16 protein-coding genes are annotated in these 18,872 nt (G+C 33.8%); 13 read left to right on the top strand and 3 right to left on the bottom strand.

What is annotated here, in order from left to right; all coding sequences use genetic code 11:
- Positions 1–32: 32 nt before the first annotated feature.
- The 3 genes from G6053_RS07930 to G6053_RS07920 form a co-directional block, all read right to left on the bottom strand.
- On the bottom strand, positions 33–440 hold the full coding sequence (locus G6053_RS07930; RefSeq protein WP_206531891.1) for a nuclear transport factor 2 family protein: 408 nt from the start codon (positions 438–440) through the stop codon (positions 33–35).
- A 173-nt stretch (positions 441–613) separates the two neighbouring features.
- Complete coding sequence (locus G6053_RS07925) at positions 614–1,444, bottom strand: universal stress protein (protein ID WP_165306087.1); 831 nt, start codon at positions 1,442–1,444, stop codon at positions 614–616.
- Positions 1,445–1,656: 212 nt separating this feature from the next.
- Positions 1,657–2,691 (bottom strand): cyclic nucleotide-binding domain-containing protein, encoded by a 1,035-nt coding sequence (locus G6053_RS07920; RefSeq protein WP_206531890.1) that lies wholly within the window; start codon positions 2,689–2,691, stop codon positions 1,657–1,659.
- Between the two features lie 183 nt (positions 2,692–2,874).
- Between G6053_RS07920 and G6053_RS07915 the strand changes: the two genes are divergently transcribed.
- From G6053_RS07915 to G6053_RS07855, 13 genes are all read left to right on the top strand, one after another.
- The gene (locus G6053_RS07915) at positions 2,875–3,312 is read left to right on the top strand and encodes a hypothetical protein (RefSeq protein WP_165306085.1); all 438 of its coding nucleotides are present in this window, start codon (positions 2,875–2,877) and stop codon (positions 3,310–3,312) included.
- Between the two features lie 528 nt (positions 3,313–3,840).
- Entirely contained in the window at positions 3,841–4,599 is a 759-nt protein-coding gene (locus tag G6053_RS07910) for a polysaccharide biosynthesis/export family protein (protein WP_165306084.1), read from the top strand.
- A 19-nt stretch (positions 4,600–4,618) separates the two neighbouring features.
- Positions 4,619–6,907, top strand: a complete 2,289-nt coding sequence (locus G6053_RS07905; protein WP_165306083.1) for a tyrosine-protein kinase family protein — start codon at positions 4,619–4,621, stop codon at positions 6,905–6,907.
- A gap of 295 nt (positions 6,908–7,202) precedes the next feature.
- Positions 7,203–7,757: a UpxY family transcription antiterminator gene (locus tag G6053_RS07900; protein ID WP_165306082.1), complete on the top strand. Its 555-nt coding sequence runs from the start codon at positions 7,203–7,205 to the stop codon at positions 7,755–7,757.
- Entirely contained in the window at positions 7,745–9,040 is a 1,296-nt protein-coding gene (gene tviB, locus G6053_RS07895; protein WP_165306081.1) for a Vi polysaccharide biosynthesis UDP-N-acetylglucosamine C-6 dehydrogenase TviB, read from the top strand. The genes G6053_RS07900 and tviB overlap by 13 nt, the downstream gene beginning before the upstream one ends.
- Before the next feature lie 3 nt (positions 9,041–9,043).
- Positions 9,044–10,486, top strand: a complete 1,443-nt coding sequence (locus tag G6053_RS07890; protein WP_165306080.1) for a lipopolysaccharide biosynthesis protein — start codon at positions 9,044–9,046, stop codon at positions 10,484–10,486.
- Positions 10,483–11,649, top strand: a complete 1,167-nt coding sequence (locus G6053_RS07885) for a DegT/DnrJ/EryC1/StrS family aminotransferase (RefSeq protein WP_165306079.1) — start codon at positions 10,483–10,485, stop codon at positions 11,647–11,649. Before G6053_RS07890 ends, G6053_RS07885 begins: the two co-directional genes overlap by 4 nt.
- Before the next feature lie 7 nt (positions 11,650–11,656).
- Positions 11,657–12,520 (top strand): glycosyltransferase, encoded by an 864-nt coding sequence (locus G6053_RS07880; RefSeq protein ID WP_241254948.1) that lies wholly within the window; start codon positions 11,657–11,659, stop codon positions 12,518–12,520.
- 40 nt (positions 12,521–12,560) lie between these two features.
- Positions 12,561–13,733, top strand: coding sequence for an O-antigen ligase family protein (locus G6053_RS07875; RefSeq protein WP_165306078.1), 1,173 nt, complete (start codon positions 12,561–12,563; stop codon positions 13,731–13,733).
- 1 nt (position 13,734) lies between these two features.
- The gene (asnB, locus tag G6053_RS07870) at positions 13,735–15,558 is read left to right on the top strand and encodes an asparagine synthase (glutamine-hydrolyzing) (protein ID WP_165309576.1); all 1,824 of its coding nucleotides are present in this window, start codon (positions 13,735–13,737) and stop codon (positions 15,556–15,558) included.
- Between the two features lie 251 nt (positions 15,559–15,809).
- Complete coding sequence (locus G6053_RS07865; protein ID WP_165306077.1) at positions 15,810–16,910, top strand: glycosyltransferase; 1,101 nt, start codon at positions 15,810–15,812, stop codon at positions 16,908–16,910.
- Positions 16,911–16,965: 55 nt separating this feature from the next.
- The gene (locus tag G6053_RS07860) at positions 16,966–18,276 is read left to right on the top strand and encodes a DegT/DnrJ/EryC1/StrS family aminotransferase (protein WP_165306076.1); all 1,311 of its coding nucleotides are present in this window, start codon (positions 16,966–16,968) and stop codon (positions 18,274–18,276) included.
- Entirely contained in the window at positions 18,254–18,850 is a 597-nt protein-coding gene (locus G6053_RS07855; RefSeq protein ID WP_165306075.1) for a sugar transferase, read from the top strand. The genes G6053_RS07860 and G6053_RS07855 overlap by 23 nt, the downstream gene beginning before the upstream one ends.
- Positions 18,851–18,872 lie beyond the last annotated feature (22 nt).

Below are 18,872 nucleotides of genomic sequence, written 5' to 3'. Positions count from 1 at the left end.
GCCGCCCTTTAAATATCAAACCGTGGGCTAACTTAGTTTCCTATCGCCTGACGTGCAATAAGTTTCCAGCGTCCGCCATCGTTTTTCCAAATATTGGTAAACCTCCGATTTCGTATTTTCCCTCCAGCACCATATTCTACTTCGCCTCCCATTACGGTGGCTATGTCATCGTTAAACGTTATCTTTTCCACCTTCCGTTCTACTTTAGGAAACTGATGCCCAGATTTAATAAGATCCAATATATTTCGAACATTGACTATTTTTCCGGCTGCATTGTTAACTACATAATCGTCCGACCAAATCTCTTTCAGAGCAGTGGTATCATTGCTTTCCAGTAATTGAGTCCATTTTTTTTCAAGTTCCAAAATTACATTTTTCCTGTCTTGACAAAATCCTTTTGCCGAGAAAAGCAGCATTGATAATAACAATATCGATTTCATATCTCCTATAAACTTCAAACTATACTTTTTACCGTTAATATTAAAGTTAAATCCCACAAATACTAGCGTGAGTCCTCAAAATACAAAAAGCGATTTGCTTTCCAAAATCCAAACCTCTAAAAACAAAATTTTAACATAACTCACGAAGTCGAATGATACTCTTAGGGATTTATTTACTTTTTATAAGTTAATATCGGAATTTTTCTCAAGCGAGATAGTTCGTGTGTCGTTGAAGCAGAAAGTATTGGGTTTAAATAATGTTTAGATTTATTTATAAAAAAAACAACTAGAGACGGTCTTATTTTTCTAACCGCAAGATCAATATCTTCAATTAAAGTGTTCGTCGAGGTTCTGAGAGCATATTTAACCTTAACCGCAACTCCTATTCTTTTGAACAACCGCGCTTCTAAAAGCGTAGCTTTAAGCATAATTTCTCGTGGAGAGACAATATGCAGTAATTTAATTTCAAAATTAAGTGTTTTTAAAAACGCTACAATCTTCTTGATTTCCTTTTGATAATTAGTCATATCTGAAGCGTAACAAATACTATATATAGTTTTTGTCTTATAAAAACTAGGCACACTAATCACGGGAACTGGAGATTTCGCAATTAATTTGTTTGCTGAGGCACCAATCGTCTTTTTTAATCTCCCTCCCCCCTGAATACCATGGCATATACAGGTACATTTATGCTTGGACACGCATCTCAAAATAGTGGTCACTGTATTTGGATTCATCTGAAGATCGATCTCAAAATTGACGGCAGGCGCTTCTATGTTACTAAAAATTCGATCTAAAAACTTGTTTAACTTAGTTAATATAAAATCTCTTCTGACTTGACGGTAATTTTCAAACCTATGAGGTCTCCAGCTTTTGGGTTTCAAAAGATGATAAACATGCACAATAATCAAAGTAGCACCTTTTAACTGTGACAATTTATAGGCAAAATGAATAGCTGAGGTAGAACCAGCCGAAAGATCTGTAGCTACCAGAATTTTTTCCATACATCCTCATCATTTTTTTCTAAAATTACTTTTAGAATAATACAGACACAATGATGGCTATCAGTTAAAACACTGATCCTTAGCGTAAAATATGCTTCACAGATAATTTGATGATATACATTTTTCAAGATTTGGAGAGAACACCTTATACAGGCATTTTAGGGAAGGTAATTATAATTGTTCTGATGAAAACAGGGCTGTAAACCGTTTGTTTAGCTTTTCATCTTTATTAAACCGCCAAAATCCAAAATGTGGATCTGACTTCCATTTCTTTCTATTAATCCTCTTTCTCTAAAATCGGTAAGTATTCTACTAACCGTTTCTGTAGCGATACCAGCAAGTCCAGCAAGTTCGTCCCTACAAATATCTATTTGGTCTATTGGGACTGCATTCTTATTTAACCTAACTAATACTTGTGTAAGTCTTTTTCTCACAGACTCATAAGCAAGCTCTACGAGTTGATCTTTTTTTTCGCGTAAATTGGCTGATAATATTTTAATAAAGTGTTGATTAAGTCCAACATGTTCGTTTAACAAGTCAATAATTGCACTTTTAGATATAAGATAAAGAGATGAATCCTGAGTAGCTTCGGCACTTTCAAGCCAAGGATCATCTAGCAACAAAGTATCCAAACCAATAAAACTGTTTGGTTTAAACAACCCTGTAATCATTTGTCGACCATCGTCTGTTAGTTTCAAAGTTTTAATACAACCTTCGATCAATAGATAAAGCCATTGCGAATGATCGCTTTCGTAATACAACGTTTGTTTCTTTTTGATATGTCGTATTTTGCATTGAGAAATAAGATCGAACAGTTTTTCCAAGCCTGTACCATTATGGGGATGATTGTTATTCTTGTTAATTCGACCTTCTACAGATCTAATAAGCTGATCGCCCTGAAATGGCTTGGTGACAAAATCATCAGCGCCACATGCTATCCCTTTTTTTACAATATCTGGAGTCGATAAAGCATTTAAAAAGACGAAGGGTATTTTAGTAGTTGATGGATTTTTTGACAATATAGATAATACACCAAAACCATCTATATCTGACAACACAGTATTGCATAATATTAAACTAGGAAGTGTACTTAATGCTAGATTAATCCCTATTTCGCTATTAAATGCTGCTGTTACTTCATACCCTGATTTTTTTAATACATCCGAATATTTACCCAGTAAATCCAGATCATTTTCGATAATTAAAATATTATTCATTTTTGTCAATACCTGTATAAGATAATTCATAAATCTACTTCTAATTCTGCTTTGCGACAATTTTTTCTTAAAAAACATAACGTTTCAGCGACTAAAACCGATCAAAATATGTGACCATCGTCACTATAAACCCTGACAAGCATCATTTCACATAAAGAACATTTGAAGGAAATTTACATGAAAACTAATTTTGGCCTAAAAATTAAGAGAATTATGAACGCTATCATATCGGAAAAGGATTTTTTTAAAGTTGGTTTAAATCCCGAAAGCAGCAGAGCTACCTTAAAAGATTCTTCGCAAAAACATGCAGGTAATATTGTAGAATCCATTATTAGAAAGCAAGGTCATAATATAAGTAAGCTGGCCAAATATATGAAGATTAGCAGGTGTACATTATACAAATGGTTTGAGCAGGATACTTTACCTTTTGATATATTAGTTAGAATTGGCTCTTATACTAATTATGATTTTTCTTCTGATTTTCCCGAAGTTTTTCGCTCAAGTTCAGACGCTGAAATAGAACAGCATCCTTTACAAAACCCATCCAAAGATAATGAGAAGATTGACTATTGGATAAGAAAATATATCCTTCTGTTAGAAAAATATAACGAGTGTCTAATAAATCAAAATCACTCTCAACACCCCAAATAACTTTCTTAATTCGCTATCTTCTTAAAAAAAACATCCCTTTTATCTTTTCCGTTAGCTTATATGTACTAACGTCACTAAAACTTGGTTATGATCGTGCTTAGGATATAACGCCCGATTTGTACTCGTCTTTATATACCTCACCATAAAGACTGCACAATACCTGACGGGCTCCTCCCCCATTCTATCTGCTATATGCATTTTTCTTTTGGTTATCTGTAGTTTAAAACTGTAAAGAAATCAAAATGTTTAAACTGAGAAATACAAATCTCCTGTTTTACAACTTTTCTAAAATTGATATACAACAAAAATTACATTCATCACACATTAAATACAAACAAGTATTATACATATAGTAATTCACTTTTTTTACAACTCCTGCTAAATCTGTTGAACAAAACCGTAAACTCTTGTAAAACCGGTATACCATTTATACACTTTAAATACAAAGTAATCTGCCGCATAAATTATTGATAGTTTTCTATATAACTTAGTTGTGAAGAAGTTTTGCACATTTTAAGATATAAAATCATGAAAACAAAACACCTGTTAATTATTATATATATACTCACTTTTAGCTCATGTGCGCAAAAAAGAGAGTTGGCTTATTTCAGCAATTTAGCTCCGCAAACCGCCGAGAAAACGATACGAGACGAATCAATAAAAATACAACAAAACGATCTTTTGAGGATAAATATAAATAGTCTCAACCCGGAATCAAACACGCTATTTACGGTTAACCGCCAAAATGCAGCAGGAGCTACCTATGAAGGACCGACAGGTTACAGAGTAGCTAAAGACGGAACGATTACTCTCCCCGTAATAGGCAATATTAAAGTGGAAGGTTTGACTATTACACAAACCCAGGATGCATTAATAGAAAAACTAGCTAAATATGTCAAAGAACCAATGGTTGAAGTACAACTTTTAAATTTTAAGATTACCGTAATCGGAGAAGTAAATAAACCCTCGAGCTTTACCATACCTGGCGATCATATTAATTTATTAGAGGCGCTTGGTATGGCAGGTGATATGACGGTTTATGGTAAACGAGAAAACGTATTAGTCATTAGAGAGCAAAATGGGAAAAGAATAATGAAAAGGTTGAATTTAAACCAAGAAGATGTGCTTAATGACCACTTTTTTAATCTGATGCAAAACGATATAGTTTATGTGGAGCCGGATAAATCTAAAGCTATAGAGTATAGCCCTAACACGAGAATTATGCCTATTGTTATTGCCTCTATATCGGCAGTTGCGGTCCTGATTTCAGCCATTTTAAGAAATTAATTACTTAAGGAATAAGATCATGTTTGCAGAAAAGAACTTAAACGGCCCTAAAGATGTTGCAGAAGCTTTGAAAAGTTTTACCAAAAACTGGCCCTATTTTTTAATTAGCATTACGACAGCAATAGCTTTCGTTTATGGCTTCTTGTTCATAACACCTCCTGTTTATAAAATTAGTAGCACATTGTTAGTACAAGACGATAAAGAGGGTGCTTCTATGTCTAACGGCACTGCTTTTAGCGATCTGAACATGTTCCAAACCACTAAAACAGTTGAAAATGAAACTGAAATTTTCAGATCAAGAGATTTGATATCTAAAGTTTTAAAAGATTTGAATCTTGAGACATCATACTTTCAGAAAGTAGGTTTTAAAACAAAAGAGTTATACGGTAATACATTACCTATTAAAGTAGAAGTACAGGAATTGAAAAAAGGAGCTTATTCCAGAGCTATAGAAATTACATCTATTAACAACAACCAATTTCGTTTAACAGTTGGTAATATTAATATGATTGCAAACTATAATCAACCTATCAAAAATAAAAACTATACAATACTAATAAAGAAAGGGCCTGCTTTTAAATCTGAATATGGAAAAATAAATATTCAATTTCAAGATCTGTATAAACTGACAGAATCATATAGCTTAGCTAGGTTGAATATAGTTCCTGTAGTTAAAGATGCTAATACTATTACAATTAGTTTGAACGATAATATTCCGCAACGGGGATTAGATATCTTAACAAATCTTATTGAAAACTATAACATTAATAATGTAAACAATAAAAATATTATCGCTCAAAATACAATTAAGTTTATAGATGACAGATTAAAATATTTAATAAATGACCTCGCTGGAGCGGAACAAGATGTAGAGAACTTCAAACAACAAAATCAAGTGACCGATTTCGGTATAGATGCACAATTAAATGCAACAAGATCGGTTGAATACAATCAATTGTTAGCGGAATCAGTTGTAAAGCTCGGCCTAGTAAAATCTATAGAAACTTATTTTCAAAGCAATCAGGCACAAGGCAGTTTAGCGCCAAGCGCCATGGGAATAGAAGATCCTATACTAAATGTAATGATTGGAAAGTTTAATGATTTACAGTTAGAAAGAAACAGAATGCTTCGTACAGCTAATGCTGAAAATCCTCTTGTTTTAAATTTGAATGAGCAATTATCAAGTTTAAAAAGCAACATTCTGGAAAACTTAAAGTCAATTAAAAGTGGGTTTAATATTCAGAACAAAAATTTACAAAAAAATTATTCACAATTCTATAGTAAAAGTAAATCTGTCCCTACAATAGAAAGAGGACTTTTAGAAAGAAGTAGAGATCAAAGTGTGAAAACTGGGTTATACCATTACTTGTTGCAAAAACGTGAAGAAACAGCATTATCATTGTCTACAACTGTACCTACATCACAAGTTATAGATAGACCAGCTTATAATACGGTACCTATTGCTCCAAAAGCACAAATGCTTTATTTATGTGGTTTAGTCTTCGGATGCTTAATACCTGCAGGGTTTATTTATGTTAGGGGATTTTTTAACAATAAAGTGAGGGATGCCAGAACAATTGAGCTTACAGGTGCAAAATTGCTAGGTGAACTTTCCCACAATCTAGATAAAGATACCAATGTTTTTCAAACAGACCATCGCTCCACTATTTCCGAGCTATTTAGGTACATACGCATGAATTTAAGCTTTATGACAAATCAACGTCATAAAATGATATTGGTTACATCAAGTATGAAAGGGGAAGGAAAGACATTTTTTAGCATCAATTTGGCGACTACATTAGGAATGCTTAATAAAAAAGTTGTTATTGTAGAACTTGATTTAAGGAGCCCCGTACTATTAAAAAAGTTAAAATTATCATCAACGCTAGGAGTTACAGATTATCTTGATGATGAGTGTATTTCTGTAGATGATATTATCCAACCCAGTCTATTATCAGATAACGTCAGTGTAATTGGGTGTTCAGAAATTCCAAAAAAACCAGCAGAAATGATAATGAGCTCCAGAGTTGATGAACTCCTAAGTGAATTAAGAAAACGCTTTGACTATATAATTGTAGATACATCCCCTGTTGGACAAGTAGCTGATGCTTTCAGTTTAGCGCCTTATGTAGATGTAAGCATTTACCTGGTAAGATATAATTACACGAATAACTATCAATTAGATATCCTGAAAGATATTAACGACGAAAATAAGCTTAAAAATCTAATGGTAGTATTTAACGACGCTAAAAGAGGAAAGAACCAAAAGTATGGTTATGGTGGCTACGGATATGCCATGCCTAACTAACACGCTTCTTAAAAGAAAAAAATAGATCTATTACAATATTTAAAGCAATAACTATCATAAAAACAAACTTACGCTGCACCTGATTTGAAATAAATGATCTTTAAATAATTATTTTAGCCGCCTCCAATTTACCCTTTATCTAATTACTTCACCAAAACACACGCTCATCACTGTAAGTGATATGGCGAAGCCTTGCACCCCAAAGTAGCAAACCAGTATTTACACAATGTCCGGAAAACTCTATTGGGTCTAATAAAACAACACATTTTTTTACTTCCTCTTAACGAATCTGACAATGGAAATGGCATTAAATTACAAAAGAAAACTTAAAAAAAACTGGCTGGTTATTTATGTACGTCCTCGTTGGGAAAAAAAGGTTGATAGGTTGTTGCGGGAACAGGGAATTGATACTTTCTGTCCCTTAAGAACTACAGAAAACCAATGGGCGGATAGAAAAAAGATGGTAAGTGTACCACTTTTTACTGGTTATGTTTTTGTTAAAATAGATGATAGAGAGCTTACAAAGGTCAGATATACGCTTGGAGTAGTTAACTATATCTATTTTATGGGGAAGCCGGCTGTGATAAGGGATTCAGAAATTGAACAGCTTAAGGAACTGATGAAAACATATAATAACCTTGAAATAATTAACCTAAAAGATCTTTCGCCTGGTGATAGAGTAAGAATTAAAAGTGGCTTATTCTACAATCATGAAGGTAAAATAATCAAAGTACAAGGAAAAACAGTCCTGATGTCGCTTGACCATATAGAATGCGCATTGGTAACCTGTATCGAGATTAATCATCTTATAAAAGCTTCACCTTTAAACACAGCATTATGCACGAGATAGAACCCGTAAGTATAGCCATAATTGGCCTTGGGTATGTTGGACTTCCACTCGCAGTAGAGTTTGCCAAAAAGCATAAAGTCATTGGTTTTGACATTCTTCAACGAAGGGTGGATGAACTTAACGAAGGCAAAGATTGTACTTTAGAGGTAAGTGAAGAAGAACTCAAAAAAGTGCTGACTTTTTACAGTACAGTTCAAAATGGACTGTATTGCACTAGCGAAAAAGACAAATTAAATTCTTGTAAAGTTTTTATCGTCACCGTTCCGACACCTGTTGATAAAAATAATAGACCAGATTTAACGCCATTAATAAAGGCTAGCACTCTAGTAGCAAGTGTATTAAAAAAAGGAGATATTGTTGTTTATGAATCGACTGTATATCCTGGTGTGACAGAAGATGAGTGTGTTCCTATTTTAGCAGAAAAATCAGGACTAGTTTATAACGAAGATTTTTTCGTAGGATATTCGCCAGAACGGATCAACCCTGGTGATAAGGAACATACAGTTGCCAATATATTAAAAATAACTTCGGGCTCTACACCTGAAACGGCCACTAAAATTGACAATCTTTATAGATCTGTAATTGGGGCAGGCACCCACAAAGCTTCATCAATAAAAGTCGCAGAAGCAGCAAAGATTATAGAAAATGCACAAAGAGACATCAATATTGCCTTTGTTAATGAATTAGCGATGATTTTTAACAGGCTGGGTATAGATACCACTGAAGTGCTTACTGCTGCAGGTACAAAGTGGAATTTTCTGAATTTCAGACCAGGTCTGGTAGGTGGGCATTGTATAGGTGTTGATCCGTATTACCTTGCACAGAAAGCACAAGAAGTTGGTTATCATCCTGAAATTATTTTGGCTGGGCGTCGCGTAAACGATGGAATGGGAGCTTATGTAGCAGATCAGCTTATTAAACAAATGATCTATAACGGCACGCATATCATAGATGCAGAAGTGTTGGTGTTAGGATTTACTTTTAAGGAAAATTGCCCCGATGTAAGGAATACAAAGGTAATCGACATAGTTAGGAGGTTAGAAGAATATAAAGTAAAGGTCTGCATTCACGATCCTTGGGCCAATTCAGATCAAGTTAAACAAGAGTATGGCGTGATTTGTCAGAACGGGGAATCGAAAAAGAGACAATACGATGCAATTTTAATAGCCGTTGCTCATCAGGAATTTAAACAGCTCGACCTTACAAAGCTCTGCAAAGAAAATACAGTCATTTACGACATCAAATCAGTCTTGCCAAATACCATGGTAAGTGCACGCTTATAACAAATGACTTTAAAGGAAAAGACCATCTCTGGCGTAATATGGGCAGTAGGTCAGCAATTTGGTTCTAAACTAATTAGTTTTTTTATAACCATAGTGCTTGCCCGCATTTTAACCCCGGCAGAATTTGGGTTAATAGCTATGTTATCGGTATTTATATCCATCGGAAATACATTACTAGACAGTGGCCTTACTTCTTCGCTTATACGAACGGCCGATGCAGATCAAAAAGATTTTTCTACCGTTTTTTATTTTAATTTGATAGGGAGCACAATAATTTATTTTATATTATTTTTTTGCGCCCCTCTTATTTCATCGTTTTACCATCAGCAAGTCCTTACAACTATCATTCGTGTTTATAGTCTGATATTTATTTTAAATGCTTTCTTTGGTGTACAAAACACCTGTCTTATAAAAGAGATGAGGTTTAAAACACAAACAAACATACAAATTCCTTCATCTTTAGCAGGGGGAATTTTAGGAATTATTTTGGCTAAAACCGGATATGGCGTTTGGAGTCTGGTATGGATGAGTTTATTTACTACATTTTTATCTACCATACTTCATTGGATATATTCAGACTGGCGTCCTGCTTTGATATTTGATAAAACAAGTTTTAACCGTCATTTTGATTTTGGTTATAAAATGACCCTATCGGGAATACTTGACACCCTTTACCAGAATATATATACACTGATTATAGGTAAATTTTACTCTGCTACTCAACTAGGATATTATTCCCGGGCCGATTCTATCAGTCAGCTACCAACAGCAAATATTTCAGCAGCTGTCAATAAAGTTACCTATCCGATGTTTTCAGAAATATCCCATAATAATGTGCAATTGAAAAGGGTAAACAAAAAAGTGATGCAACAGGTTATTTTTTGGAATGCTCCCATATTGATTTTTATGAGTGTAGCAGCTCAGCCTCTTTTTAGTTTTTTATTAACCGATAAATGGTTGCCAGCAGTACCTTATTTTCAAATACTTTGCATTGCAGGTGTAATGCAGCCCCTTCATGCGTATAATTTAAATATTTTAAAGGTAAAAGGCCGGAGCGATTTGTTTTTAAAACTGGAGGTTATAAAAAAAGCACTAAGTGTAATAGGCATTTTGAGTGTAATACCATTTGGTATTTATGGTCTGTTATATTTTCAATTATCCTTTAATTTTATTGGATTTTACATCAACACAATCTATAGCGGAAAGATGATTAACTATCCGGTCAAAGAACAGATATTCGACATTTTACCCACCATAATCTTAGCTGTCTTTATTGGTATTTCAACTTATCTTCTTGATTCTTTCTTAGTGGATTCTTTTAATATTAACAATTTGACACGGATTATCATAAGTGCTCTGTTTTACGCTCTTACTTATTTAAGTATCAGCAATCTTATAAACCTTACAGCAATAAAAGATTTTAAACAATTAATACTAAAAAGATGATACCAGTAACTAAGCCTTTTCTTCCTAAAATAGAGGAATTTGAAAACTATGTAAAAAGCATTTGGGACCGCCAATGGTTAACCAATAATGGCCCTCTAGTTAATGATTTGGAACTTAAACTCAAGCAGTACCTAAATGTGGATTATTTATTATATGTATCCAATGGTACTATTGCTCTCCAGATGGCTATCAGAGCATTGGAATTGAAGGGAGAAATTATTACAACCCCATTCTCTTTTGTTGCTACAACGAATAGTATTTTATGGCAGGGCTGCAAACCAGTATATGTGGATATCGATCCGGATACGTTCAATATTGATCCAGGTAAAATCGAAGCAGCAATTACCCCTAGAACTTCCGCGATTTTGGCAACCCATGTGTATGGCAACCCATGTGATATTGATGCAATACAAAATATTGCTGATAAATATGGTTTAAAGGTGATATATGATGCAGCCCATTGTTTCGGAACAAAATATAAGAACAGGTCAGTCTTTGCGTATGGAGATATTAGTATCACAAGCTTTCACGCAACTAAATTGTTTCATACCATAGAAGGAGGAGCTGTTTTCACTAAAAAACCAGAGTTGTTAGAGAAAATGGCATTTATACGTAATTTCGGATATAGCGGCCCGGACACCATTGCGCTGGCAGGCATTAATGCGAAAAACTCAGAATTTCATGCAGCTATGGGGTTGTGTAACCTGGGACATATTGATGCCATTCTGGAAAAGAGAAGATCTTTGTCTCTGCATTACCGAGAGAACCTGAAAAAGTTAAAAGTTAAATTTCAGTTCATTGATTCTGCTCCCGATTACAATTACGCCTACTGTCCGATTCTGTTTGATTCAGAAGAACTGATGCATGATTGTATTGTCAAACTTGAATTGGCAGGTGTATATTGCAGAAGGTATTTTTTTCCTTCTTTGGCTACATTACCGTTTGTAAGCCGTAAAAGAATGCCCGTATGCGATTCTGTGGTAAAGAGAATTGTTTGCCTGCCCCTGTATGATACACTCACCATCCCCGATCTGGATATGATTTCACGTATATTATTGAGAGCACAGAAATATCCTGTGAAAACCATCAATACACAAAAAGGCTTTGGAGAATTGATTGCCAATCGAATAGAAAAAGTCATAAATGGTCATGAAAAAAAGTAAACCAGCTATGAAAAGTATAGAAACTGAAGTGATGGTTAGCATCTGCTGTGTAACTTACAATCATGAGAAGTATATAGCACAGGCTATTGAGGGCTACTTGATGCAGCAAACTTCTTTTAAATTTGAGATTCTTATCGGGGAAGATTGTTCTACCGATAATACCAGAAAAATTGTAGAGGAGTATGTGCTAAAACATCCTGATAAAATAAAATTAATTACTTCAGAATCTAACGTGGGTGTCCACAAGAACGCGGTGAGACTGAATAAAGAGGTAAAAGGTAAATATTTGACCCAATGCGATGGAGATGATTATTGGACAGACCCTTTAAAACTGCAAAAACAAGTTGATTTTTTAGAACAAAATCAAGAGTATATCATGTGTTGTCATTATTCAAAAAGGATTAAAGAAAATAATGAAATATATTATATGAATTTAAATCCAAAACCAATAATCTATTCGTTTGAGGATATATTATTCGATAATGATTTTGAAACAGTACTCAATACAATTCTTTTCAGAAATACGCCCGAAATTAGAGAAATTTACTCAACAGATTGGTTCTTTAAATTTAATGCCCCAGACAGATTTCTTAAACTTTATTTAACATTTACTTCCGGAAAGAAAATCTATGTTTTACCCGAAATAATGTGCTGCTATAGAAAACATCCAGGAGGCATCTGGAGCATGTTAAAAGCAAAAAGTTTAAAACAAAAAACACTTGACGATTTGTACTTGATTATTGAAATTTTCAAATATTCCCGCGTTCAAAAAATCAAGTTGCTTCTCTATTATCTTAAAAAATATTTCCTATTTGAAGTTAGAGATCACAGTCTACAAAATGCTTTTAGTACAATAAAAACCATATTGTAAGCGGTTAGAAAATATAATTATACATTAAATAATTTCCGATATGAAATATCTTAAGATTATTATTTTATTCTTAGTTTTCTGCAATCTTCCGAGTTATTTCTTGGTTAAAGCTAATGCCGCAATTGGCCAGCTTTTAAGCTACAGCACCTTCCTTCTCATAATCGTTTACTATTTTTTAAGTGAGAATAAGAAGCCAATAGTTCCATTTATCGTATTCGGTCTTTTATTCTTTTTGATATCGATAATAGTCAGTGCACAAAATGACGATGGTTATTTAGTAACGCTTATTAAATATTTTATTGTCATAGTTATGGGAGCAAGTGTTGTAAGCGATACCACAAAGGAAGATATATATATAGTGCTTTTACTAGGATGTTTAAGTATAATTTTTGAATCTATTTTTATTGAAGGTATTGGTGGCAGATATAGAGGGTATTATATTAACCCTAATGCAGCTGGCTATGCTTGTATATTAGGTTATTCTCTAAGTTTTTCAATAAATAACAAAAAATTAAAAATCATTGGCCAATTACTATTTTCAATGGCCGGCTTTCTTACTTTCTCCAGGACTTTCTTATTTATCTGGATATTAGTCAATTTGATATCTTTGCTAATCAATTATAAAAATGTATATAAAATACTAGTAGGTATTGTTTTATTTGGCCTGTTTCTTTCATTTGGAGATAAACTGGATTTAAGTACGAAAAGAATGCATGCATTTTCAGGAATACTTGAAGGAAAAGTAAATGATGATTTAAAAGAAGAATCGAGAACAGAAACCTGGTCCCATTATTATAATCAAATTTTAAACAATCCAATCTTGGGTAATGGATACCATTCCTTTAGCGGAGAAATTTTTGGACCTGAATACAATACTTACACCGTAAAAAATGGTGTACACAACACTTTTTTAATGGTTATTGGTGAAGCTGGCTTTTTTGTCCTTCTCTATTTTCTATGGATATATGGGTCTTTTTTAATTAATGGCATAAGAATGTTTCATGATAATCCGGTAATTTTTCTGGTTTCATTTTCTTTAGTAATGTACATGCTTACCAATCATAATTATTTTGAAAATAACCTGGTATTATTTGTTTCGATGTGGCTGTATATTCAAATAGATCTGGGTAAGAAAGTATCTGAAAAGAAACATTTAGATCTTCACCAAGTCAAGAACTATCAGGTTGAGCATCTAAATATAAATGCATTTTAGTATGTGTGGAATTTATTTAACCAATATTCCTATTGAAGAGGAGGCCGTAAAATTAAAACTGGAATCTATACAATTCCGTGGACCGGACTATTTAGGGATTCAAAAAGTATTTGATTTGACTTTTGGACATTTACGACTATCCATTTTAGATTTAAATGTTCGTTCACATCAACCTATGACATTTGAAGACCTTGTTATAGTGTTCAATGGTGAAATTTATAACTTTCAGGAGATAAAAACAGATTTAATAGCTCTAGGGTATACTTTTGATACAACCAGCGATACGGAGGTGTTATTAAAAGGTTATAAAGAATGGGGAGCTGCTTTAGTGCCGAAACTAAACGGAATGTTCGCTTTTGCTATATATGATGCCACATCAAGAAAAATATTTTGTTCACGCGACCGCTTAGGTGTAAAACCCTTTTATTATTCATGGAAGGACGGTGAACTTGAAATTTGCAGCCAGTTACGTCCAATAAGCCAACACAAACAAATAAACGATGAAGCTATATCGATGTATTTGGACTGCGGTTATATCCCCAGCCCATACACGATCTATCAAAATGTCTATAAATTACCTCCCGGAAATAATCTGGAGATTGATTTGGACAGACAAAAATACGATGTTAAAGAGTACTGGAATCTGAAGGAGGTCGCCGAAGTGAGCTTATCTTATAATGAGGCCAAAGAGAAGTTGCACAATCTGTTAAAAGATGCCGTAAAAATAAGATTGCAAGCAGATGTGCCTTTTGGATCATTTCTCTCCGGAGGAATAGATTCTGCTCTAATATCCAGTATTGCTTCAACGGTTTCAAAGGATCCTATCAAAACATTTTCGATAGGCTTTGAGGATCCGGAATATGATGAAAGCAAGATCGCTGCAGAATATGCAAAAATTATAGGTTCTGAACATACAGAAACAATTTGTAAAGCAACAGATATTTTAGAAATGATCCCCCAATTAGTAAAAGTGTTCGATGAACCTTTTGCAGATAGCTCTGCATTGCCTTCTTTACTGTTGAATAAAATAACGAAGCAATCTGTTACCATGGTCTTGTCTGGAGATGGGGGGGATGAAAGTTTCTTTGGATACAACCATTTTAGATTAGTGCCTTACGCAGATAAAATTACGTTTGTACCCTATTTTTTGAGAAAAATGGCCGCCAGCGTATTAAGTTTTAATTTCCTGGGTGCCCGAGCACTTTCCTATAAAGGAATACTCAACGCTGCTTCAAAATATGATTTCATTGCAGGTATATTTGTTGGATATGACTCTCTTCTAAAGAAGAGAAACTTTAATTGGTTGTCCCACTATAATGGCTATAAAATATGGTCGAAAGATTTGTTACAGGCAACAGCTGATTTAAATATTAAATTGTGGTTAGAGAACGATAGTAATGTAAAAGTAGATCGTGCCAGTATGGCTCATTCAGTAGAAGTAAGAAGCCCATTTCTTGACTATAATATCATTGAGTTTGCAAGAACACTTCCTATATCATTTCGTTACGAAAAAGGCCGAAGAAAAAAAATATTAAAGGATATTCTGAAAGAATACATTCCTGAAGAAGTATTTGACCAACCCAAAAGAGGATTTGCTGTGCCTTTAGCCGGCTGGATAAGAAATGAACTGCGTAGTGAATTTGAAGAAAATCTAACAGACGATTTTTTACGTCAGATTCCTATCTTAAATGTACCCAGGTTTAAAGATATTTTTAAAAAGCATTTAGAAGGAAAGCATGACTATTCATCTTTTATTTGGAGAATATATATATTGTCAAAGTGGTATCAAGAATTTGGATTTTATAAAAAATTTGGCACCCAATAAATACCTTTAGCACCGAATAATAATACCCTTTACTTCTTCTTTAACTAAAAAAGAAAAGCATTGTTTTAGGCATGTATGGCTTTTTTTAATGCTTTTAATCGTTGGTATTGCCCCATTAAATATTTTGATCATTGAAGTTTTCCAGATACTTGTCAACTATGAAACACTCATGGTTAGCAAAGCCCGCGTGTGTATTCCATTCCGGTAACTCGGAACAAGTTAATAACAGATAAAAGACAGATTAAACACATATGAAAAATAAGTTATTTTTTGTTATTAATAACCTTCATAGTGGAGGGGCAGAAAGAGTGTTATCTATATTGGCAAATGAATTTAGTAAACAAGGATTGAGCGTTTTTGTTGTTTGTCTCAATGAAGCCGAACCAGGTTATCAAATTTCATCTCATGTCAAGATGATTAATTTATTAGAAAAGAGGGAGAAGGAAAATATTTTTAACCGTATTAAATATGCATTATTAATATTTCTACGATTGTCTAATTTGATTATTAAAGAAAAGCCAACTTGTGTTATTTCTTTTATGACCACAGCAAATTTATGGACCGGTTTAGCTTGCTCTTTAATTAAAACACCCTTTATAGTTTCGGAACGAACTACCCCTGATCATACGATTAATTCATTCAACTTTTTTTTAAAAAGAATTTCCTATATCATATATAAAAAATCTAAGGCTATAGTTATACCAGCCAAAGGAATAGAGGACTGCATTAGAAACCATAAATCTTTTAAAAGATTAAATAATTTTAAAATTATCCGAAATCCTTTAAATGTATTTAAATCGCCCTCTGTTAAACCGGTAAACACCAGGAAGTTCATCTTAGGAGTTGGTCGTCTTTCCTATATTAAGGGATTTGACCAACTAATTGAGGCCTATAGTAAAATTAAAGCTGATGACGTTGATTTATTAATTGTTGGTGGCGGAAGTGAATATGAAAACCTATCCAACCAAATTGAAAAATTGGGTATGCAAAAACGGGCTAAACTAATTGGACCAAAAGATAATCTGCAGGATTATTATAATCAAGCCGAATTGTTTGTTCTACCATCCAGAAATGAAGGATACCCAAATGCTTTAATAGAAGCGATGAGTTTTGGCTGTCCTTGTATTGCAATGGATTGTGAGTTTGGCCCATCAGAAATAATAGAAAATGAAGCAAATGGAATTTTAATAGAGGCAAATAATACTGGTCAACTTACTTCCGCAATGGATAATTTATTAGCCGATGAAAGCCTTAGAGTAAAAGTTGCTAGCAATGCGCAGTTAATAACTCAAATAAATTCTATAGAAAACATTCTGCCAAAATGGAAAGATTTGATATTGCATAATGCATAATCAATGTCCTTTCTTTTACTGAAACAGACATTTAACCACCTTAAATTTTAGAATTATGAATATTCCATTTTCACCTCCGTTTATTGATCAATCGGTTATTGATCAAGTAATACAAACACTTCAAGATAAGTGGATTACAACCGGACCTAAAGTTAAATCTTTCGAGCAAGAAATAGTTAAACTTACCAATTCTGATGCAGCAGTTTGTGTGAATTCCTGGACATCCGGAGCAATACTGATGTTAAAATGGTTTGGGATTAAAGAGGGTGATGAAGTAATTATACCAGCTTACACTTATTGTGCAACCGCTTTAAGTGTTTTGCATTGTGGTGCTATTCCTGTAATGGTAGATATCAACGATGATTTTTGTATAGATCCTGAAAAAGTCAGAAAAGCCATAACTGCGAAAACAAAAGCTATTATAGCTGTAGACATTGCAGGATGGCCATGTAATTATGTTGAACTAAAAGCTATTATTCTGGAATCGGAGGTGAATAATATGTTTACAGCAGAGTCTGAGAAACAACAACTTTTAGGACGTATCTTATTGATCGCAGATGCAGCACATTCTATCGGTGCAACGTATAACGGTTTGTCTTCGGCTAAAATGAGCGATATAGCTATATTTTCATTTCATGCAGTAAAAAATATCACTACAGCTGAAGGGGGCTGTATTTGTTTAAATCTTCCTCGCAGTTTTAATGCAATGACAGAATATGAATATCTAAAGATATATACACTTAATGGACAAAACAAAGATGCCTTGGCCAAATCAAAAGGTGGTGGTTGGCGTTATGATATATTATTTCAAGGGTTAAAAATTAATATGCCAGATATATGTGCTGCTATTGGTTTGGCACAAATAAAAAAATACACGAATGAGTTATTGCCTAAGCGTAAAGAAATAGCTTCAAAATATTGTAAGGGCTTGGAGCAAATGGATTGGTTTATAAAGCCACCTTTGCGGGATGATGAGAGAGAATCTTCCCACCATTTGTTTCCACTACGAATAATGGGTATTACCGAAGCACAGCGGGATCGGATAATAGATGATTTGGCCCAACTAGGTGTAGCCGCCAACGTACATTTTATACCGATGCCTATGCTTACTTATTTTAAAAACCTTGGGTATCATATAGAAGATTATCCCGTCGCCTATAAGCAATACTCATGTGAAATTTCTTTGCCTATTTACCCTCAGCTTTCAGATGCCGAAATACAATTTATTATTGAATCGGTAATTGCCACCGTACAAATTCAAGTAAACAAACCAGCACAGGCAGAGGCTATAGATAAAAATAAGAAAACAAGAAAAGCAATCGTTTCAACAAGAATTTTTGGACATGGACACCAAACGCATATTTGATATTTTATTAGCCTCATTTGGCCTAATTGTACTTAGTCCGGTTTTTGTAGTAATTGCTATACTAATACTTCTAGATTCGAATGGAGGAATATTCTATCGTCAGATCAGGGTGGGAAAGAACGTGGAAGATTTTCCGCTGTTCAAATTCAGAACAATGTATGTGCATCCGAAAGACCAACAACTACTTACCATAGGTAATCACGATACTCGTATCACAAAAATTGGATATTGGTTAAGAAAATATAAACTGGATGAATTACCTCAGTTATTAAATATATTAAAAGGCCATATGAGTTTTGTTGGTCCCCGCCCTGAGGTTCGTAAATATGTAAATCTTTATAACGAGGAGCAAATTAGGGTACTCTCCGTTAAACCGGGAATTACCGATTGGGCATCAATTGAATTTTCTGACGAATGCGAACTTTTGGAAAAATCCAATGATCCGGAGCATTTCTATATAGAAGAAATAATCCCATTAAAAATCACACAAAATCTGAAATACATCAATAATCATGATTTATGGATTGATCTGAAAATCATATTTCTGACTTTAAAAAAAATTGCGATTGGATAAAGCAGTCAATTAATACGATTCT

The sequence above is a fragment of the Sphingobacterium sp. DR205 genome, assembly GCF_011064245.1.
Lineage (GTDB): Bacteria > Bacteroidota > Bacteroidia > Sphingobacteriales > Sphingobacteriaceae > Sphingobacterium > Sphingobacterium athyrii.
The sequence above is the reverse complement of the archived record's forward strand: the minus strand, read 5'-3'. Positions and strand labels throughout refer to the sequence as shown.